This window comes from Candidatus Obscuribacterales bacterium, from assembly GCA_019744775.1.
Taxonomy (GTDB): domain Bacteria; phylum Cyanobacteriota; class Vampirovibrionia; order Obscuribacterales; family Obscuribacteraceae; genus SBAT01.
The window spans coordinates 267946-288963 of sequence record JAIETZ010000001.1; the positions used below are offsets into that span (position 1 = coordinate 267946).

The 21018-nt window shown below is 46.8% G+C and carries 17 protein-coding genes, 2 tRNA genes and 1 pseudogene; 8 read left to right on the top strand and 12 right to left on the bottom strand.

Going from position 1 to position 21018, the window contains the following annotated elements:
• Window positions 1-2: 2 nt before the first annotated feature.
• The 5 genes and pseudogenes from K2Y22_01050 to K2Y22_01070 form a co-directional block, all read right to left on the bottom strand.
• Entirely contained in the window at window positions 3-1184 is a 1182-nt protein-coding gene (locus K2Y22_01050; protein MBX9877022.1) for a DUF1501 domain-containing protein, read from the bottom strand.
• Window positions 1182-1262 (bottom strand): annotated as a pseudogene (locus K2Y22_01055) (twin-arginine translocation signal domain-containing protein). The gene K2Y22_01050 and the pseudogene K2Y22_01055 overlap by 3 nt, the downstream one beginning before the upstream one ends.
• 13 nt (window positions 1263-1275) lie before the next feature.
• Complete coding sequence (locus K2Y22_01060) at window positions 1276-2604, bottom strand: DUF1800 domain-containing protein (protein MBX9877023.1); 1329 nt, start codon at window positions 2602-2604, stop codon at window positions 1276-1278.
• A gap of 59 nt (window positions 2605-2663) precedes the next feature.
• Window positions 2664-3260 carry a hypothetical protein gene (locus K2Y22_01065; GenBank protein MBX9877024.1) on the bottom strand — a complete coding sequence of 199 codons (597 nt, stop codon included), beginning with the start codon at window positions 3258-3260 and terminating at the stop codon, window positions 2664-2666.
• A 90-nt stretch (window positions 3261-3350) separates the two neighbouring features.
• Window positions 3351-3827 carry a hypothetical protein gene (locus K2Y22_01070; protein ID MBX9877025.1) on the bottom strand — a complete coding sequence of 159 codons (477 nt, stop codon included), beginning with the start codon at window positions 3825-3827 and terminating at the stop codon, window positions 3351-3353.
• A gap of 193 nt (window positions 3828-4020) precedes the next feature.
• Here K2Y22_01070 and K2Y22_01075 point away from each other — a divergent pair, with 193 nt between their 5' ends.
• The 3 genes from K2Y22_01075 (at window position 4021) to K2Y22_01085 (ending at window position 11123) form a co-directional block, all read left to right on the top strand.
• Window positions 4021-6903 carry a hypothetical protein gene (locus K2Y22_01075; GenBank protein MBX9877026.1) on the top strand — a complete coding sequence of 961 codons (2883 nt, stop codon included), beginning with the start codon at window positions 4021-4023 and terminating at the stop codon, window positions 6901-6903.
• A 26-nt stretch (window positions 6904-6929) separates the two neighbouring features.
• On the top strand, window positions 6930-9842 hold the full coding sequence (locus K2Y22_01080) for a hypothetical protein (protein ID MBX9877027.1): 2913 nt from the start codon (window positions 6930-6932) through the stop codon (window positions 9840-9842).
• Window positions 9843-9935: 93 nt separating this feature from the next.
• Window positions 9936-11123: a M23 family metallopeptidase gene (locus K2Y22_01085; protein MBX9877028.1), complete on the top strand. Its 1188-nt coding sequence runs from the start codon at window positions 9936-9938 to the stop codon at window positions 11121-11123.
• A 5-nt stretch (window positions 11124-11128) separates the two neighbouring features.
• On the opposite strand, the gene K2Y22_01090 is transcribed toward K2Y22_01085, so the two are convergent.
• A tRNA-Val gene (locus K2Y22_01090) sits at window positions 11129-11201 on the bottom strand.
• A 150-nt stretch (window positions 11202-11351) separates the two neighbouring features.
• Window positions 11352-11423, bottom strand: a tRNA-Cys gene (locus K2Y22_01095).
• A gap of 127 nt (window positions 11424-11550) precedes the next feature.
• On the opposite strand from K2Y22_01095, the gene K2Y22_01100 reads away from it, so the two are divergent.
• Together K2Y22_01100 and K2Y22_01105 are read left to right on the top strand one after the other, a co-directional pair.
• On the top strand, window positions 11551-12549 hold the full coding sequence (locus K2Y22_01100; protein MBX9877029.1) for an ABC transporter permease: 999 nt from the start codon (window positions 11551-11553) through the stop codon (window positions 12547-12549).
• Window positions 12536-13453: an ABC transporter permease gene (locus K2Y22_01105; protein MBX9877030.1), complete on the top strand. Its 918-nt coding sequence runs from the start codon at window positions 12536-12538 to the stop codon at window positions 13451-13453. Before K2Y22_01100 ends, K2Y22_01105 begins: the two co-directional genes overlap by 14 nt.
• Here the strand turns inward: K2Y22_01105 and K2Y22_01110 are convergent.
• Complete coding sequence (locus K2Y22_01110; GenBank protein MBX9877031.1) at window positions 13407-14549, bottom strand: trypsin-like peptidase domain-containing protein; 1143 nt, start codon at window positions 14547-14549, stop codon at window positions 13407-13409. The two genes, K2Y22_01105 and K2Y22_01110, sit on opposite strands and share 47 nt — an antisense overlap.
• 117 nt (window positions 14550-14666) lie before the next feature.
• On the opposite strand from K2Y22_01110, the gene K2Y22_01115 reads away from it, so the two are divergent.
• From K2Y22_01115 to K2Y22_01125, 3 genes are all read left to right on the top strand, one after another.
• Complete coding sequence (locus tag K2Y22_01115) at window positions 14667-15152, top strand: hypothetical protein (protein MBX9877032.1); 486 nt, start codon at window positions 14667-14669, stop codon at window positions 15150-15152.
• An 89-nt stretch (window positions 15153-15241) separates the two neighbouring features.
• Window positions 15242-15841, top strand: coding sequence for a hypothetical protein (locus K2Y22_01120; GenBank protein ID MBX9877033.1), 600 nt, complete (start codon window positions 15242-15244; stop codon window positions 15839-15841).
• A 119-nt stretch (window positions 15842-15960) separates the two neighbouring features.
• Window positions 15961-16671, top strand: a complete 711-nt coding sequence (locus K2Y22_01125; GenBank protein ID MBX9877034.1) for a hypothetical protein — start codon at window positions 15961-15963, stop codon at window positions 16669-16671.
• Window positions 16672-16677: 6 nt separating this feature from the next.
• Here the strand turns inward: K2Y22_01125 and nuoB are convergent, their stop codons facing one another.
• From nuoB to K2Y22_01145, 4 genes are all read right to left on the bottom strand, one after another.
• Complete coding sequence (gene nuoB / locus K2Y22_01130; protein ID MBX9877035.1) at window positions 16678-17385, bottom strand: NADH-quinone oxidoreductase subunit NuoB; 708 nt, start codon at window positions 17383-17385, stop codon at window positions 16678-16680.
• A 73-nt stretch (window positions 17386-17458) separates the two neighbouring features.
• Window positions 17459-18943 carry an NADH-quinone oxidoreductase subunit C gene (locus K2Y22_01135; GenBank protein MBX9877036.1) on the bottom strand — a complete coding sequence of 495 codons (1485 nt, stop codon included), beginning with the start codon at window positions 18941-18943 and terminating at the stop codon, window positions 17459-17461.
• The gene (locus tag K2Y22_01140; GenBank protein MBX9877037.1) at window positions 18940-20361 is read right to left on the bottom strand and encodes a hypothetical protein; all 1422 of its coding nucleotides are present in this window, start codon (window positions 20359-20361) and stop codon (window positions 18940-18942) included. The genes K2Y22_01135 and K2Y22_01140 overlap by 4 nt, the downstream gene beginning before the upstream one ends.
• A complete protein-coding gene (locus tag K2Y22_01145; GenBank protein MBX9877038.1) occupies window positions 20358-21008 on the bottom strand; it encodes a hypothetical protein in 651 nt (216 codons plus the stop codon). The genes K2Y22_01140 and K2Y22_01145 overlap by 4 nt, the downstream gene beginning before the upstream one ends.
• Window positions 21009-21018 lie beyond the last annotated feature (10 nt).

Sequence of the window (21018 nt, forward strand, 5' to 3'; positions counted from 1 at the left end):
AGCTAGACAAAAGGAAGCTGGTCAAATTTGCTGCCGAGAATGGCTTGGCTATCAGCCTTCAGCCAACGGTCGAGTACACTGGCATACACTGACCGGAAGTCTACCTTGTGCCTCAAATCACCATTATCAAGATTGGATAGGCTTGGGTGATCGCCATAAATCCCGCCATGTACGCCATTGCCAAGTACAAACATCGGCTCAGCTGTTCCGTGGTCAGTGCCCCGACCATTGTTTTCAGCAACACGCCTACCGAATTCAGAAAACACCATTACAAGTACGTCATCAGCAACACCATGAGCTTCTATGTCAGCCTGGAATGAAGTAAGTCCCTCAGACAGATTCTTCAAGAGTCTAGCTTGAGTGCGCGCCTGATTGACGTGCGTATCAAATCCATTGAGGCTTATGTTGTAAATTTTTGAATTTACGCCACCTGTAATCATCTGCGAAATGAATTTCAAACCGCGCGCAAACTCAGTTTCCGGATAATCAACAGGACTTCTGTAGTTCTTTGTCATCGCCAACAAATTATCCGAGGCCTTATTTGCTTCCAGTCCAACCTTGCGCAACAGATCAACATACGGTCTTTTTAAGTTGAAGTTTGCATAGATGTCCTCAAACGCCGATATTTGTGCACCTCTATCTTGCGGGTAATCCGGGTCAACCTTGAAGCGGAAGTCATTGACACTGGCTACCGAAGGCACAATGACTTTGTTGGCGGACAATGTTTTCGGCAATACCGGATCTACATTCACCGCAGCCAATAAGTTGTCGGCAAAGTTATTGCCGCTGGATGAAAGATCAAGATAACGACCTAACCAGCCTGTGTCGCGAATTTTATCGGGGCAACCTGTCTGCCAAATCTCAATTGAACGAAAATGTGACCTATTCGCATTTGGGTAGCCGACACCTTGAATTACTGCCAGTTTGCCTTTCTTGAATAGCTGAGCCATGCCGGCCATATTTGGGTTTAAACCAAGTTGACCATTAAGAGACAATACTTCATTTGGCTTAATGCCTATCTGTGGTCGTGCGTCATAGTAAGAGCCAAGTCCGTACGGTACAACGGTATTGAGACCATCGTTGCCACCACTGAGCTGCACAACAACAAGTATCTTGTCTTTACCCGGTATGCGTTTAACAGTGGCAGCTTGGGCTGCAAGCGCAAATAATTTGCTATGCGACATCCAAAGCCCAGCTACGCCCAAGCCCTTCAGGAAATTCCTGCGGGTTACATTGCTACTATCATTGCCGGAATTATTCATAGATTCCTCGATTTCAGGCTAATTGGTAAGCGGGACTTGTCATGATCAAATGGACCAACCCCCTCAATTTAGCATCTAAAGTGCGATCATCGGCTAAAGCTGATACTTGTTTGCCGGTTAAATCTGAGGAAACGTAAGTTATTAAACGCCGGCGAGTCTCCGGCGGCACGTCTCCTTCTACTAGCAAATTAAGAAAGTAATCTACTAATTGGCCGGCATTTCGTATGTTTTGTTTGTAGACAAGCTCAGATGGACTTGCGTAATAGTGCAACTCATCGAATTTCTGGGCTGTGGCCCGCGCAGCAAAATTAAAGCGTTCCATCATGCTGTCTGTCGAGACCCAGGCAGCACCACCATCCCAACCTTTCACAGACGGTGGATTGAAAATATTTTGTCCCATTCTGGACATTATCGTAGGCAGATCTGCATCTAAGTTTTGCATTTCCAAATGCTTTAGCGTGCCGACTACAAGTTCGACAGGAGACTTCACTTTGGCATGGTATGCCTTTTCACTTAAGAAAGTCGGGTGCTTAAAAATAGCCTTGAGCATGGGCTTTATCTTGAATTTGTTGGTCACATAAACAGAAGCAATTTCTTCGACAACCTGCGGATCAGGATTGTCGTATGCAAAAAACGTAATTAATTTCTTTGCAATATATCGTGCCGTGCTGGGTCGAGCAGCAAGTAATCTCACGACATCGCTGCCATCTAAATCACCATGCACGCCAAGGACATTTTTATCTCCGTAGTCGTGTTGTCTTGTATTGAAGAAAAAGCTTGCTTGTCTTGTATGCCAGCCGGTGAAAGCTCGCGCTGCTTCCTTAACATCACGCTCACTGTAATTGCCTATGCCCATCGTGAAAAGTTCCATCACTTCTCGAGCATAATTCTCATTGGGTTTACCACGCCGATTTTGTTGATTGTCCAAATAAACAATCATTGCCGGATCACGAGTAATTCCCATTAGTAAGTCTTGAAAATTACCAAGCGCATGTTTCCTCAAAAGCAAATTCTGCAAATACATATTGTAGGCGTTACGCACTTTGTTATCGCCTGTGGCAAAATGACCATGCCAGAAAAGTGTCATTTTTTCCTCTAACGGCCTTTTTGTAAAGGTCATGCGGTAAAGCCACCAGCGGCGCAAATCGTCAATTTGCGTGAAGTCGAACTCCTGTGAACTAATAACCCTATCCAAAGCTGAATTGTCTACGGCATCCGGATAGATGAGTTCGTCTACAACTGCTTCATAGCCAAGTTTTGAGTAGTGAGCAAGTTCTTTCGGCGTGCATCCAAATCCTGCGCGGCGTAAAAGATGGCTTATCCAAATATTTTTTGTCACCATGACACCACAAGCACTTCAGGGCTTCGCCTCACGTTAAGGCGAAGCCCTGCCCGTCAATACTATCCGGAGTCTCTTAAACCTGGCGGCTTAAGATCTCCAGCACGCATTTTGTCCAACTCGTCCAATTGTTGTGTAGTGAGTTTTCCTTTCACTTGCTGCCAGACGCTTTCACGCTTTGCCTGCAAGCGTGTCTTAATGGCCGAGAACTTTTCTTTGTTCTCAGCGCTTAGTCCAGATGGACCACTTCCTTTAAATTGATCCCTCATAGTTTTTATTTGCTGAACATCTGGTTGAATGTCGGCTTTCGCTTGTTGATAGATGTCCTTAATTTCCTTGCGCTGATTAGGGCTTAAGGACGGCAACATCTGAATCTGATGCCAGCCGACATGATTACCACGAGCACCTTTGCCTCCATGCCGGAAACCACCTTTCCCATTTTTGTGAAAACCTGGTTCTTTGGCAAATCCAGGGGCAGATCCCGGAGCAAATCTCGGTTCTTGTGTCGTTACTGACGAAGGCGGCGTAAAGATACTGCCCTCACCAGTTTGCGCATCCTCGGCATAGGCGACACCAGCAACAGTCCCCAAAGCGGCAACTGCGACAAGGGTTTTAAATCCCAATGTCTTGCTAAAGACAAATAGACGATAGATATCCATAGATTCATTGCTCTCCTCAAAAAAAAGAATACTTACGCCGGGGTTATATTCTTAAGACGGAAAAGAGCCCAAAAAGTTCAATTTCAAAAATTAATTGTTCTGAAGTTCACTAACTTGCTCAGGTGTCAACACATTTTGAATTTGTAACCAGAGTGCTTTGCGCTTCTCTTTCACTTGTTCTTTCAATTCGATGGCATGCCCGAGCCCTTTTGACTCAGCCAGTGAGGCGTTTGGTAATGTACCTGACTCAAGGTATTGAGACGCTTCCTGAATTTGCTCAGGTGTCAGCGAACCACCTTGCAGCATACTTGAACTAATCGATTGAGCCTCTTGCGTAATTGGCGCGACTTCCTGCTCATAGTTGACCATCAATCCCTTTATTTTCTCGCGCTGCTGGTCTGAGAGCGAAGGCAGGTCAATTATCGTTTGAAAATCCGGCATGTCATTGCCCATTACAGTGCGTGTCAGTTCTTTATTTGAGTCACTGTTGTCCCCCTGCTGATCGTCAGCATAAGCCGCCATACCGGAAAACAGGGCTAAGGCAAGCAATAATTGAATCAAGCGCATTTTAGACCCCTTTTTTACCAATCTATAAATATGATGCCCAACTGCTCAAGAAACTTATTGCTGATAAATAGGCTGGCAGTAATCAAAAAGTTTGACATTTAACCTCCGCATTTATTAAACCTGTTTCATTAAATCCATTTCAGGGAATAAAGCTCTTTGGGGAATCCCACGTCCCATGAGGCAAGGACAACGGATGGTAAGCAAGGAAAGGGGCAATACTCTCGCCTTGGTTGTGGCCGCAATCGGCATAACCATTGTCCTCATAGGTTTTGTTGTCCTCACCTACAACCAATTTTTCAGCGCTCACAAAGAAGCGGTCACCGCAATTGATTCAGCGGCACTGCAGGCGGCCAAGGACATGTCGCGCATCACTGTCGACAGTCCGTTAGGCAAGATTGCCCTTGTCGATGATCCGGCTCCGTCTAGGGGCAATAAATATCCTGTTACAGGCGTCAATACCTTGGTGGCAACCTTGCGTCTGGATGCGCTGATCGCCACGCAACTGGAAAACAAAACAATGCTCTTTTTGGTCAACGAAGATGCCAAAAGAGCAGTTCCTGTTTTGAAAGAATTGAAACAACGCATTGAAGCATCAAAGCGAGGAGAAGATTCAGCTTTCGACAAAAATGGCACAAGCATCAATATGCTTGCCGGTGCGCAATCTGTCTACAACAATAATGCCTTGCGTGCCGGACTCAAACGAACTGCCGGCGGCATCACACAAGTTAGTTTGCTCATTGGTTCACTGAGCCAAGGCTCAAGCAACACAAACGTTCCCACGCCATCGCAACCAGGAGCTTCAGTCAACGATCCGGGCATCACCGGGGCAAATTCCTTTATCAACAACAACACTCGTTTTTATAAAGCCGACACAGACATTGCAATTCCAGGACTGCCCTCTCAAAATGTCCGCTTTTTAAATTTGGCCGAACAAGTATCGTTAGTGGACAATACGCAGTTTCAAGGCAGCAACAACACTCAAGCTAACGACTTAGCTTCCGCCATTGCCGGACTGCCTACCTGTGTTCAGGCAAGTGCGGGTGAAACTATACGACCAATTGAAAGCAAAGCCGGCGAGTCGCAAACCTTACAAGTGATTGCTACAGCAATTGTCGGCGGGCAGCGAATGTCTTCTCAAACCGGCACACTTGCCGTCAGTTTCCCGCAAGGTTTTCCGGCAAATCCGACTGGCACCAAAGGTGATTCAACACCCCTTACATTTAATAGCGTCAAATCAATGATGAATGCCGCTCAATTTACCAACCCTGATACTGCCACACCAACAGTCACAGCGTCCGATGACGCAACCTGGAACGGCGGCTCCAAAGGAGTCTGGTTGGAAGCCAACGGCAATCATTTTCCTGCTTCCGGTTCCCTCAACAAACATCCTTTTAAAGGAATAAACGGGCGTGAATTTGATAATCCCAGCGTTGCTCTTTCGTTTATGGTTTATGACTGGCTGAGAAGTTTGCAATTGCGTCCGAATGCTAAATCCGTGGTCGATGCCTTAAGTTTCGACTTAAGAACATATGCCAACGGCAGCGCCCAACCAAAATCATTTCCAATTAGTCGCGGCAGCGAATTATTTCCTGCTGCTTATGCTGCAGGAAATGATCAGGGCATTCTGACGGCTCTTTTACGCCTGAATGACGACATGGGCGATCCTCGTGATCTGACGCGCTGGGATCAAGACGCTGCCGCTTATTCAAGACAGGAAGTGAGAATGTGGGGATATTTGCCGGCTGATTCAGTATTGCCTGCTGGTGCTTCTGTAGCACTTATTGCCAATGGCGATGTCACGACAACCGATGGCAATCCTGTTAAGGATATTACCGATTTCCAAACAGCAGTTCTAGTCACCAATAACTATGCTTACGAAACAAATATTGCCGTCACGCAAGCTTTAGCCAGACTGGCTAATCAACACTTGCATACAAGCATTGATGTGAATCATCCGGAGACCATGTCTGAATCGGACAAGAAAAAGCTCAATGGCCCGGACGGAGCAAAACTTGAGCAGTTCATAAGCAAAAATCATCCGGGCTTAGATTATGCCTGGCGCAATGCCGCGTATTGCATGCAAGTAACTGAAGGAATTAAGAACAACCTGAAGACACTTACAGGCGGTGGCGTTAAGAAACTAAGCAACTCACATTATGTAGTTATGGGCACCGACTTTTATCCGGCAGACAGACCGGCTAGTGAATCGCAAATTCTTGCCAATAAAGCCCCAACTGGACAAGACGGCAAAGCGCCATTTAGAGATTGGTGCGCGCCAATGACAAAACAAGCTGATGGTAACTATCACAGCCAACTGGTCTTTTTTAAACGCACGGAAGCACCTGTAATTGGTGAAAGATCTCCGCATGACGGTTGGCTACCACCGGCTCTGGCGCAAGGAGCAATTCCAGCCAACAACATGCTGAAATTTATGTTCCACTTGGGAGATCCGGGCAGTCCGCAGGCGTCGGTTGTCTTTTTACATCCAAGTCCAAATTCTCCGTTTGCTGATGTCCCGACAGGCAATAAGCAAACTGAATATCAGTGCACGCAGGCTATAAAGGTGCCGTCTACTTCCGATCCAAACGTCAAAGTAACCTGGCAGGTTCGTGCGCGCGATCAGCACAGCAATCATTATCCGGGGCAATCAAATCCATCAGGCCCACCTGATCCAAATTCAGCCGCCAAATATTTTACCGACTTCCCTGGGGCAAAAAATGTTGTTCGCCACAAAGAGTCTTGGATGCCTTCTGCATTTGCCGCCAATGGTTATAACGATCAGTGGTGCTCTCCTGATAATCAGCAAGGCTGCCAGGCTCTGGCTGCCGAATTTGCCGTAACCTGTCCTGTGGTGGAGAATCCGCCGCCTGGTGAAACCCCTGATCCAAAACCAAATCCACAACCAAAACCAAATCCGCCGGTCTGGTCGCCACCACCGCCACCGCCGTGCTGGGCCACGTCTTATTTTAGAGTCGAACCAGCCTTTGCCACACCAGGCACCATCTGGGCTCTGCTCTACACCTCGTGCCGTTATTACAACGGCTGCGGTCAACTTATAAATGCAACTCACTCATAGTCCTATTTAAACAAGAGGAATCAATCATGAAAGCTCAACATAGGAAGGAAGCCAAAGGAAATACTCTGGTCATGATGGTGACCTTATTTCTCTTTGTCACCTTCATGATCGGCATGGTGATGATGGTCTACAACCAGTATCTAGGTGGACACAAGCAGGCAACTACTGCTATTGACGCAGCCGCCTTGCAAGCCGCCAAAGATATGACGCTCATTACCGTCGATGGCCCGCTTGGAAAAATAGGTCTTGTGGATAATCCGGCGCCAACCGGCAATAAGTATCCAGTAATTGGCGTCAACACTCTAGTCGGAACATTACGTCTTGATGCCCTTATTGCCAGTCAATTAGGCAACAAGAATATTTTGTATCTGGTGGCACAAGACAGCGCACGAGCAGTTACCGCAATCAATCAATTGCGCCAGCGCATTGAGCTTTCTCGCACCGGTCAAGCTGGTGCCTTTGACCGTGACGGCAATGCAGTAAATATCAAAAAAAACGCCCAGGATACTTATACTGCCAATGCAGTTAGATTAGGTAATAAAAAAAGTGGTGATGCTTCAACGACTATTGATATTCAAATAGGAACAATGACAGTTGATTCAAGTACCGGACAAACAAATATACCTACGCCCAGTCAGCCTGGATCTGCAGCCACTGATGCTGACATCAATGGCTCCAATTCCTACATTGCCAACGGCATGCGCTTCTACAAACCAAACGTCAACATTGCCATGCCAGGACTAAGTGGTATGAATATTCGACTACTTTCACTGGCTGATTCAGTTTCTCTGATTGATAAAGCATATTTCAGCCAGGTAACAGGCGCAGGCTCAGGCACTGATCTGTCGACAGCAATGTCCCAATTGCCTTCATGCGTGCAAGTAACAGCTAACGAACAAGTAAACTCTATAGTATCGCCGGGTGGAACTCCTGTGAACAAAGCTGTTCAGGTGATTTCTACAGCCACGGCCGGCGGTCAGCGCATGACTGCAGCCACCGGCACACTCGCCGTTAGTTTCCCACAAGGATTTCCCGGCAATCCAGCAGCTGCAGCTAACGACAGCACACCACTTACTTTTAATAGCGTCAAATCAATTATGAACGCTGTGCAGTATTCCGACGCCAAGGCTGCAACACCAAGTGTCGATGCAACAGATGAGTCACAGACTTGGAATGGCGGCGCCAAAGGTGTTTGGTTGAAAGCCAATGGAAGCAATTTCCCTTCATCGGGATCACTGGACAAACTCAACTTCAAAGGTCTGCCGGGAAGAGACTCCGACAATCCTAGCGTGTCTTTGTCGTTTATGGTTTATGACTGGTTGCGCAGTATGGGACTTCGACCAAATCCCAAGTCCGTTATCGATGCGTTGAGCTTTGATTTAAAGACTTACGTTAACGGCAACTCTCAACCGAAGTCATTTCCAATTACACAAGGAGCAAGTTATCTTGAACCGGTCTATGCTCAAGAACAACAATTGCCGGGAATTCTAACGGCGATAATGGTGCTCAATGACGGCAACGGTGATCCGCGTGACTTAACTCGTTGGTCTCAAGATCCTTCTGCTTATTCCCGACAGGAAGTAAGAATGTGGGGTTATATACCGGCCGATCCTGTGTTGCCGACAGGAGCCTCTGTTGCTCTCATCACTCCTGAAGGAGATGTAAAAACAACAGACGGCAATCCAATTAAGGATTTGACGGATTTTGAAAATTCCCTATCTACAACCAACAACTTTGCTTTCGAGACCAACTTGGCAGTAGTAAAAGCTTTAGCCCAGTTGTGCAATCAAAATCTTGGCACAAATATCAGTATCGAACACCCCGAACAGATGTCCGATGGTGATAAGACCAAATTGCAAGGGCCGGAAGGCGCCGCCTTCGCCAAGAAAATTGGTGAAAAATATCCAGGACTGGATAGCGCCTGGCGCAATGCTGCCTATTGCATGCAAGTAACTGATTCCATTCAAAAGAATCTTAAGACATTGACAGGTGGCGGGGTGAAAAGAATAAGTTCTGATCACTTTGTAGTGATGGGCACCGATTTCTATCCAGCCATGCGTGCAGCAACCGAGAAAGAGGTTCTAGCAAGTTTGGCATCAACCGGACAAAACTCTAAGGCACCAGTGCGCAACTGGTGCGCACCGATGACCAAGGGCGCCGATGGCAATCTAGTAAGCCAATTGGTTTTTTACAAGCGCACGGATTCACCTGTAATCGGCAAAAGAGAAGGTCATCCTGGCTGGTTGCCACCGGCCCTTGCCCAAGGTTCGATACCGGCAAACAACATGCTTAAATTCATGTTCCACTTGGGCGATCCCAACACACCACAAGCCTCAGTTGTGATCTTACATCCGAGTCCTACTTCACCGTTTTCCAATGTGCCGACAGGCAACAAGCAAGCGGAATACCAGTGCACCCAAGCTATAAAAGTCAAATCAACTTCTGATCCAAACGTAGAAGTAATTTGGCAAGCGCGGGCCAGAGACCAGCACTGCAATCACTACGAACAAGGTGGAGCAAATGATACCAGTGCACCAAATCCCAACTCGGCAGCGAAGCACTTCACCGCCTATCAGTTACCTGAACACAGGAAGGAAGGATTCTCCTTAATTCCGCCTGCTATGGCAGGACCAAATTACAGCGATCAATGGTGTGCGCCGGATAACACACAAGGCTGTCAGGCACTCGCATCCGAGTGGGCCATGACTTGCCCCGTGGTTCAAAAGCCACCACCGCCGCCATCACCCACACCGCCACCGGCACCGCCTGTCTATTACCCACCGCCGTGGTCACCACCACCACCGCCACCATGCTGGACGACCAGTTACTTTAGGGTTGAGCCACCATGGGCAGCGCCGGGCACCATCTATGCTCTGCTCTACGTATCATGCCGTTATTACAACGGCTGCGGACAACTCATCAACGCCACACACTCCTAGAACACACTAATAGGTAGGTTGTCCACACGAAACACATTGACGTGAAACCCATGTCAATGTGTTTCAATTTGCACAGGTAAAGAGGAGTCGGTCATGTTCGGTCAACAAAGCAATAGAAACGCCGCCACTGCCATAGCCACAACTTTTTTCTTGGCGGCACTTCAATCACCTATAAACGCCGCAGTAAATCCAGCAACAGAACCGGCCAACTGGACGCCTATTCTCATGAAATCTGTTACACCACCAAGACCCTTTGTCGGCATCGACGGGCTAACCAATCTTGTTTATGAAGTTGTTCTGACAAATTTTGGCCGTCAACCTGTAAAACTAATTGAAATTCAAGCTCTAGATAAAAACGGACAGGTTCTGCTTAGCCTGTCCAAGCAAAAGCTAGCTGACAATCTCACAGAAGTCGGCAAAACAGAGTCAGCCGATACTCTCTTGCAACCAGGTGAAACAGGTATTGCCTGGATGAACATTTCCTTTCCGGCAGGCACGTCATTACCGTCGGATATTCGCCATAAAGTAACTTACAAAACTTTCAATGAGAGAGAAGAGAAAAGCGATGTCGGTGCCCTCACATCAATTGATACCAAGAAACCAATTCGTATAGGTCCGCCATTAAAAGGCAGTGGCTGGATAGCTAATAACTGCTATGACGGAATTCCTCACAGACGTGCGTTATTTCCAGTAAGCAATGATCTCTACAGCTCGCAGCGCTATGCCATTGACTGGACCAAGCTTAATACGCAAGGTCAAGCTCTTACAGGCAATCCACTGAAAGTAAATTCCTACCCTGCTTATGATGAACCGATTATTGCTGTTGCTGATGGCACCATACTAGGTGTCGTCAATGAATTTCCCGATCAAGTACCTGGTACGGCTTCTAAAAACAAGTTCTATCCAGGCGGCAACACAATAATCATGTCCTTACCGGAAGAAGGCGCATTTGCCTTTTACGCCCACATCAAACCTGGAACGATAGCGGTAAAGGAAGGCGACAAGGTAACGCGCGGCCAAGTAATTGGTCACGTCGGCAATGTCGGTAACTCATCTGAACCGCACTTACATTTCCACGTTACAGACAAACCAACAATTTTTGCCGCCAACAGCATTCCCTATGCAATCGACAATTTCACCGTCGAGGGCAAAATTGACGAGCACAAATTTGATCAAGAAAAACTGAGCAGAAAAAAGGTCACCCTGGAAAAACCGAGCTACGTTGGACCTCATCAGGGACAAATGCCTAAGGAAGGTTCAGTAATTACTTTCGGCCAATAAAAAATTGGGCAGTGCGGGATTCGAACCCACGACCCCCACTATGTCAAAGTGGTGCGCTACCAACTGCGCCAACTGCCCTTTTTGTAACGCTCCGGTTTCGCTATCGCTACGCCGCGCATTGCTCATCGCCACGCTTGCTTCGCTTCTCGCCGTGCTTGCCTATTCTAGCGCGTCTTTCGGCAATTTGTGCCGGCAGGGACGCCCGAGCCTCTTGACAAGGGGAAAATTAGGCGGCACCCAGATTTGAACTGGGGGATAAAGGTTTTGCAGACCTCTGCCTTACCACTTGGCTATGCCGCCATGGCCCCTTACAAGTAGGCTAAGAGCAATCCTATTAGGTAGAGCATTTGTTTGTCAACGAAGCCATGAAGTATCCTAAATGACGCTAAGCTAATGCTGGCAGTCCTGCGAGGATTTGACGACGTTCATGATTATCAAAAGACTGCTGAGCGCCATTCCGCTACTCCTAATACTGTCGCTCTTTTGTTTTGCCATTGTCAGACAAATTCCAGGCGATCCTGTCGATGTTCTTTTAGGAAATAGCCAGAAAGACATACCGGCCGAAGAGTTAACTTCCCTGAGAAAAGAATTTGGTTTGGATGAGCCTTGGCCCAAACAGTATTTTGTCTGGCTGGGTGGCTTTGTCGGCAAAGGCGAACTTGGTCGCTCTTATCGAGATGGCAAACCCGTTCTAACAGTTATCGGCGAACGTATTGGTCCAACAGCGGCGCTGACAGGCACCGCCCTTATCTTCACCTTTGTTGGCGGCATTGCATTTGGATTATTCATGAGTTATTTGTCCGTTCTGAAATTTCAACTGCCTTGTCGCGTGGCCTACCTAGCCACACTATTAGTTTATTCAACACCAAGTTTTTACCTGGCTCTAATTGCTTTGTTCGTTTTTACTCAATGGACTCAAGCAGCTCCCGTTTTAGCTTTCAACAATCCCGGACAAGCTAATACTCCTTTTACGTTTTTAAGCCATGTCTGGTTGCCGGCACTAGTTCTTGCCATACGCCGAGGCGCCAAAGTAGCGCTTTTTATAAAATCGTCCATAACTGAAGAGTTATCCAAACAGTATGTAATTGCCGCGCTGAGCAAAGGCTTAAGCTATAAAGCAGTTATTATCAAACACGTTTTCAAAAACAGTTTAATGCCGGTAATTAGCCTCTTGGGACTTTCATTGCCGTCACTCCTGGGTGGATCAGTGCTTGTTGAAACAATTTTTGCCTGGCCGGGGCTGGGCAGACTTACAGTTGAGGCGACATTTGGGCGGAATTATCCCGTCCTTGTGGCGCTGACTGTTATCTACGGCGTTTTGGTCGTGTTGGCTAATTTGCTGGCTGACATAATTTCTCAATCGGTCGATCCGCGTCTCAAGAATTCTCGACAAAGCGCCACCAGTAAAGCCTATGCAAAAAGTTGATATAAGCACCATATGCGGTATCGTCATTTTCCTGCTGCTAATCAGCATGGCCATTTTTGCGCCACTTATTGCTCCAATCACAGGTTCAATTAGTCCTTTAGCCATCAATCTGGCGGAGCGCAATCTGCCGCTTTTCAGCGCCGGACATTTTTTAGGCACGGATCATTTAGGCAGAGACGTGTTTTCACAAGCAGTATGGGGTGCTCGCGCTTCTTTATTTGTAGGCATTGCTGCAGCTTGTTTGGCTTCAGCATTCGGCAGTTTCTGGGGTGGACTGAGCGCACTTTTGGGCGGCAAAGTTGATTTAGTGATGATGCGTTTTGTCGATGGCATGCTGGCCGTTCCAGGCATTGTTCTAATTCTTTTATTTCAGTCCCTTATATCTACTCCCAATCTTGTCCGTGACCTACCGCATCCAATTGCTCAACTATTACATGTGAGCAATTATAGTTATGGATATTTGCCCGTTGCTGTTGTAGTCATAATCATTGCTGCTACCAGCTGGTTGGAAGCAGCAAGACTAACAAGAGCGCAGGTATTATCCGTAATGAGTGAAGACTTCATAGAAGCAGCTACTGCCACCGGATTGGGACATGCACAAATGTTATTTCACCATCTGATGCCCAACGCGGCAACGGTAATAGTTGCAGAAACAACACTTTTGGTATCGGATGCCGTACTGATGGAAGCCGGTCTTGGTTTTCTCGGTTTAGGACTTGGTCCGGACACACCAAGTTGGGGACACATGTTAGGCACAGCGCAAGCAGGGCTCATTGAAAGCAACTGGTGGTCTGCCAGTGTGCCGGGCCTTTTAATTGCCGCGCTTGTTCTATCCGTGAATCTAATCGGTCAAAAATCTACTGGTATTCGGAACCGGAAGGCAATTGCTCAACCTTCACTGTAATGGTGCGCAATTGTCCCTGCCGTTTGATTATCAAACTCAAGTAATCACCGATGTCAGCCTTGCGTACTATTTCACTGACTTCACCGGGACGGGCAACCTGCTTCTCCTCAATTTCCGTAATTATGTCACCGGGCATTAGTCCGGCTTTGGCAGCTGGACTATTCGGACTTACCGTTCTTACTTCCACGCCTTGATTTACTTTTCTCCCATCTGATACCAGTTCATTGTCATCTCTTTCTTCCATAACAATACCGATGAAAGGATGCGGAATGGGTTGCTGGCGCATAAGTGTATTCGCCACTTCGGCAACAATGTCCGACGGAATGGCAAAACCAATATTTTGCGCATCACCGCGAATGAAAGTGTTAAGTCCTACAACTTCACCTTTTAAATTTACCAACGGACCTCCGGAATTACCCGGATTGATAGCAGCATCCGTCTGAATGAAACGCACGGCCCCTGAGCGCGCACCAAAACTATCCAGCCCTTTTGCTTCACGTCCAAGAGCACTGACGATACCTAAAGTGACGGTGTGGTCCAAACCAAGCGGGCTTCCTATTGCTAATACCCAATCACCAGGTCTTACTGTTTTAGCAGTACCAAAGCGAATTGTCGGCAGGTTAGTCGCTTCAATTTTCAAAACCGCCAGATCGGAAAACGGATCAGAACCAAGCACGCGAGCAAGAAAAGTTCTACCGTCATGAAGCGTCACCTTTATCCTGTCGGAGCGCTCAATTACGTGATTGCTCGTCATAATAATGCCGTCGGGCTTTAGTATCACTCCCGAGCCTGTCGTACGAGCAGGACTCTGCGCCGGTGGTTCCACACCATAGTATCGATAAAATTTATCGGATTGCTTCAGCGGTTGTCTACCGTACTGACCATATGGCGACACATCAATATTCACAACAGACGGTGCTACGTTTTCTGCCAAATCAGCCAGCGTATCGGGACCAAGCGCTGTCAGACCACCCCAGCGACTTTGCACCTTAACTGTAATATCAGCAGGTTTTTCATCATTGGAAAAAGCTGCTTTCGGCAAGGCGAGAAGCAACGAAAGCAGGACAAAATACTGAAAATACTTGCTCTTGTACATGTCGCCTTAACCTGACAACTGGGTCAGAACGCTTTTAGTCGTCTATCCACACAATACAATAATTCCCCTCGAGAGGTAAAATATAGCCTCCGGTAAAGTTTTTCCGAGTAAAACCAAATGATGAAATGTCTTATCTGTATCTTTGCCGTCCTGGCATTGTCTTCATGCGCAGCTCAGGACCAGGTCAGCTTCAATTCAGGGGGAGTTAAACAGACCATCACTGAAGGACATAAGGCATTAAACGGCAGCTTTCCGCTGCCCGTTTATCCAGGCGCCAAACCTGCAGGTTCTGTTGCCGGAGAAACAGAGGGGGCAGACAGTTCAGAATTTGTCATGGTTCTAACCAATGATGATGTCGATAAGGTCAGCCTCTACTACCGCAGCGAGCTAAAAAAGCAAGGTTGGCTTATGGACCGCATTGACACCATCGGTCAGACGGTCAATTTTGCCTGCCATAAGGACAGAACCGAAGGTTCTGTGATGGTTTCAGGCGACGGCAAACAGACAACTATTACTCTTCAGGTCGGACGTCTCATGGGTGAAATAAGTCCGCCCAAGGATGAAAACTACGTTCCAGACAAATTAATCCCGCCGACAGACTAACGCACGATATTCTTGGCAATCACCAGGAACAAGAAAGCACACAGTCCGTCATTTTAAGCACGGTGTGCGTGCCTATTAGGAGGCTAATTATGATCTCAAGGAAACTTGCTGCCGACCTGACCTTGGTTTGCGCTGTTTTTCTGGCAACTGCCGGAATAGTCGAAGCGCAAAGAACTTATAACAGTTACCTCGACCCTGCTTTTATAGACTTCCAGCTACGCAGCCAAACTCTGGCTACAAGGATAGAAGACGGCATCAAATCAGGCAGCCTGAAAACAGACGCCGGCGCTACGCTTATGGCCCAACTAAAGTCTATCAACACCGTCCCTGAGGACGGCAAGTTTAACGGACAATTTAATGCCCGCTTGCATGCTCAACTAGACAAATTATCGAGCAGCATTGATTTGCAAATGTCCGACAGGAAAACTAAGTCGTCAGCCATAGCAGACATAGTTGCCAAAAAAGCACGCATCGAAGCCGAACTATCGGCGCAACCACTTTCACCAATTCAGTCGATAGTCTTGCAGAAAAAGCTTTCCCGCATCAGCGCCTTTGAATTGCACTTGCTCTCAAAGCGTGGCGGTTTAAGCTACTGGCAGCGTCGTAAGATAATGGCCGATCTCGATTTATTGGAAAGCCAAATATCCCTTTCCAGACGCGAACTATCCACAAGATCTTCCTCTATGTAATTAGAGCCGGTTTTAGCCGAAAAAGGAAATGCCCGCTACCTGCAGTGGGTATTTCTTATTGAGGCAAATTTATGGGTGAATCCAGGCTAGAATAGTTACCGGTAGGCAGGGGACAGCAAATGGAAAAGACGTTGATGAAAGTCTTGGCAATAGGTTTTGGCTTAGCGCTGATTCTCGGCAGTTCAGCTCCTGTGAATGCCGATATTGATGACGACTTTGGCGACGATTCGCCGGCTCCTACTACAACACAACAGTCCATGACCACAGGGCGCAGAGGCGAATCGCCTGTCTTGCAAGAGGCAGACGCCATGATGGCCAAGCAGGTTCGCGAAGTTGCTTCCTGGATGCAAAACTACTGCTCAAGCAACGTGTATTTTCCCAACCACGGTGATGAACAAACCTGGGTTAAGGCACAGCTTACTGAGCTTATACCTTTCAATCCATATGATCCTAACTCTATCAACCAGGCTGAATCAGGCGTACCGATAGCTGCACCTCTTGTAGGCTCAGGTCCCGGCGGTGAAATTTTTAGTTACGACGAACAAACCAACGAGCAAATTGCTCAGCAAGACGACCGTATTCACATTCAAGTCGAATACGGCATGACTCTGGAACAAGCAAAAGAATGGCAGACTAATCCACCAGAAGAATGGCAAGCTGATGCGGGCACAATCACAATCCTCAGTACAAATCAGGGCATAAACCAGAATTCTCCATACGATTTCTTTCTAGTCTGGGGAGCCGGCGCCGACGGCAAACCAATACGTGATCCATTCACCAAACGAGTAGTTATGGTGCAGGGTCGTTGGACACAAATTCTCGGCAAATAAATACTTTCAGCGCTTCTTGCCCATAGCCTTAAGCACGCCGTCTATGATACTCCAGGGATGCGGCGGACAGCCGGGGATGTATACATCAACAGGCAAAACAGAATCCACTCCATTAGCTTCTGTATAAGAACCTTTATGCACGCCACCGGAAATTGCACAGGTTCCTACTGCCACCACCGACTTCGGCTCGGTCATCGCTTCATAGCAGCGCTTAAGGGGCATCTGCATTCCTTTGCCCACCGGCCCTGTCACAAGCAGCGCATCGGCATGCCGTGGTGATGCCACCACACGCACTCCGAATCTTTCCATATCAAATATAGGATTACCGGCCGCTCCAATTTCCAAATCACAAGCACTGCAGCCGGTCGATACAACGCGTGCACTAAGCGACATGCCGAACGGGTTTGTTTTAGGACTCTCCTCTTCTTTTGAAAACTCTTTTTCAACGGCATGGTCATTTATCAACAACAAGTGCTCACGCCTTCTCACTGCCAGTTCGGTCGAACGGTTTTCCCTTATAGTCTCTGTCGGGCAATTATCAATGCACAATGAACAACCAATACAAGAACCAAGATCAAGCGCAACTTTAGTAGTATCACCTGAGCCAAATACATTTATGGCATTGGTTGGACAGATTTCAGCACACCTATTACAGCTTGTGCCCCGGCAAGGACTGTCCGTCAACTTCGGTAAGCCTCTAGCCGTACTTTCCAACGGCGCGCATATATTCCTGGTCGTTTTTAGACCCTGTGTAATCAGGTAGGTAAAAGTCCTTATCATAGATTCCTCAAAGATCATTACCGCCATATGAGAGAGAAAAACTCTTATTGCAGAGTGGAAAGTCGGCTATCAAATTATTTCTGATAGCAATAGACAATGCCGTCCAGTTGTTCTGACTGGGATCTTTTATGGCATAGCGTTTGATTTTGCCGGAACTATCTGTGCACATCAAGTGAATGAGTTCGCCACGAAACGCCTCCACCACGCCCAGTCCTACCATATCTGCTCTCAACTTTTTCGGCAATTCAACCGAGCATGAATTCCCGTCTAAGCTATCAAGCACCCTATCAATTACTTTTATGCTGGTGTCAATTTCGCCCATTCGCACAAGTGTCCTGGCGAGAATGTCCCCACTGTCTGCCACAGTCACATTCGGAGCGAACTCTGGATAGAGTCCTTGCCGAAAATACTGCCTTGTGTCATATGCAACATCTGTAGCTCTTGCAGCAACACCGACTATACCAAAGTCCTCAACTAATGCCTTGGAAATAACACCAATAGATGCCATTCGCTCAATGGCCGTTTGATTTTCCCGAAACAAATTAAGCACCGGCTTTAATTCATTTGCCAACTCCTTAAGATTCGCTCTTATACCGCCAATTTCCTCTGCTCTATATAAACTGACACCTCCAGGTGTTACAAAACCGCGCATAAAGCGATTCCCGGAAAGCGCTTGTGCAATTTCTAATGACTTTCCTCTCAGTCTGCTCATGGATGAAGAGACACCAAGAAAACCAATATCGGCAGCCATGCCACCAACATCTATAATGTGCATGGAAAGTCTTTCCAATTCAAGAGCTATTGTTCTCAATGCATCTGCTAACGGCGGCACATCAATTTCACAAATCGACTCGACTGCTATGGCGTGAGCAAGAGCATTGGCAACTGCAGTATCAGACGCGGCCGCCTCAGCGACAAAGCGTGCTTTTTTCCAGTCTACTTCAGTTAATTTCTTTTCAATCCCCCGGTGCAAATAACCGAGCCTGATTTCCAGATTCAAAATATTTTCGCCAAAGCAACTGAAACGAAAGTGTCCCGGTTCAATAATTCCTGCATGGATAGGGCCAACAGGAATTTCGTAGACACCTTCACCCTTCACTTCCAAAAATTTGTAGCAGCGATCATTTTCAGTTGCCTGGCAAAGCAAATCATTTGCTCTTAACGGATAGTAGTTTGCCTCATAAGACTCATGCAAAAGAAGATGTTTCAAACGTGGATGACCAATAGGTTCAAGTCCAAACATATCCCAGACTGCTCGCTCAAACCAGTGGCAAGATGCAAAAGAAAGAGTCAAAGATTTATAGCTGTTGCCTTTTAGAGGCGTAAACCACAACTCTGCCGCTCCTGAAAGTGGATCCAAAAGTAATACAGCCAACTGCTTACCATCAAGCGACGTAACAAAAGTAAGTCGCCTTAACTGCCCTCCAGCAAGCCAGTCCTTGATGGAAGAGACTAAATTGTCTTCGCTTACTTCTTTAACAAGAGGGATCATTTCAAAACCACCCATGACTGCAAACGAAACATGACGCCTAAGACAAACGAGCTTAAGACAAGTACTGCCGGCACAACATTGGCTGCCACAGACGGCGAAAAACTCTTCTTGGCAGAGCCTACAAGAATGCGCCCGACATGGGTAGAAATTGCCACAAATGCTACTGTAATTGAAAGTATAAGTACTGCAACACAGACCCAGTTTCCAACCTGCGCATTAGCGGTCAAAATGGACATCTCACTGATAAAAGCACCAAATGGCGGCATACCCGTAACAGCCATCGAAGAAAGAACCAATAAAAAAGCCCAAATTGGGCATGCTTTAAAAATCCCTTTTAATTCGCTCAACTTCTTACTGCCGAAAGCTTGAACTATATTGCCGGATAAAAGAAACAAAGCCACCTTGGCCACGCTGTGATTGATTGCTTGCAAAAGAAACAGAGATCCCGACCCTAGACCAATAGCAATTAACATCAAACCGACATTTTCAATACTTGAATATGCCCACATTCTCTTGAAACTGTGTTGATGAATTAGGAAAAAACTGCCGGCAGCCACAGTCACCGTTCCTAAAATCACAAGCATCTGAGAACTGAGAGTTGCATGACCGGCAGCAATCATAATTTGGCTAACGCGAAATATGCCATAAAGAGCACAGTTCACAAACGCCCCGGATAACATTGCCGAAGCTGGTGCTGGTGCCTCTGAATAGGCATCGGGAAGCCAACTATGCAATGGAAAAATTCCTGCCTTGGTTCCATAGCCCAGCACAGAAAAGATGAAACCCAATCGCAGCAGGGAAAAATCAAGATCATGAGCGTTACTAACAAGAGCACTGATACTAAGAGAACCCTGTCTGTCCAGTCCATGTTGCCCTGCAGCATAGATAAAAACCGTGCCTAAAAGAGCAAATGCTATGCCTACTGAACAAATAATTACATATTTCCATGTAGCTTCCAAAGCATTCTTCGTTCTTTCGAAATATACAAGCGGTGCCGATGACAGTGTCGTTGCTTCCAAACTAATCCATAGAAACCCTAAATTGTCGCAAAGGAATATGAAGGTCATAGCCAAAAGAAAGGCATTTACGCAGAAGTAAAATAGACGCTCATGACCCGATTCGCCTGACTTATCTTTTTCAACCGCAAAGTAGTAATTCAAATGCGTACTGGCACAAGCAACTACAAATGTAGTTAATAGAACAAACCCTGCACCAATTGCATCCAAGGAAAATTCCGGACCCAATGAAAGCTCGCTTTTTGCTCCCGATAAAAGCGGTGCCGACAAATTCACAAGAACAAATAATTGCAGCCAGTGCCCAATAGAAACTAACAATCTCGTTAATTTCGGCTTCGGCAAAAGAAGAGACACAACGCAAAGTGTCAAGGGAATTACACAAAGTCCAAACAGTTGATTCATATGTCGCGCAACTCCGTTAACTGAGTGACATCAATATGTTCAAAGCTTTTCTTAATACGAAACAACAAAAGTCCCGATATCATCACAGCAGCAAGAACATCAAGCAAAATTCCCATTTCCACGATCATGGGCATACCTTGTGCTTGCGTTAGGGCAAACAAATAAATACCGTTTTCCAAAACAAGAAACCCAATTATTTGACTTAGGGCAATTTTTCTTGTCAGCATAATAAGCACGCCGGTGAAGATGAGCGACATAGCCCCAGTGGCAGCCAGACGACCATCTATGTCACTAGTCATCCCCGGCAACTGCGAGGCTAGAAGATAACTGACGCCTAACATCATAATACCTGCGTGCATGGAAATGGGCGGCGCCATGATACCTGAATCACTGCGTACATCAATACGTTTCATTATCCAATTGAGAAACAGAGGAACGCCAACCACCTTAATGACCAAGATACCAATTGCCACAAAGAATAGATGTACTTCTTTCTGCAGAAAAGAAACGAGAATCGTCTCCAGAACGATCATAAACGTACATAAGGCATAAAAGGCAAGAGCCGGGCGCAAATGGCGCATTCCCAACATCATCACCGCCACTACAGCAGCGCCTAAAGCCAATATTTCATATTCGTCAAGCACCATGGAAAATTAC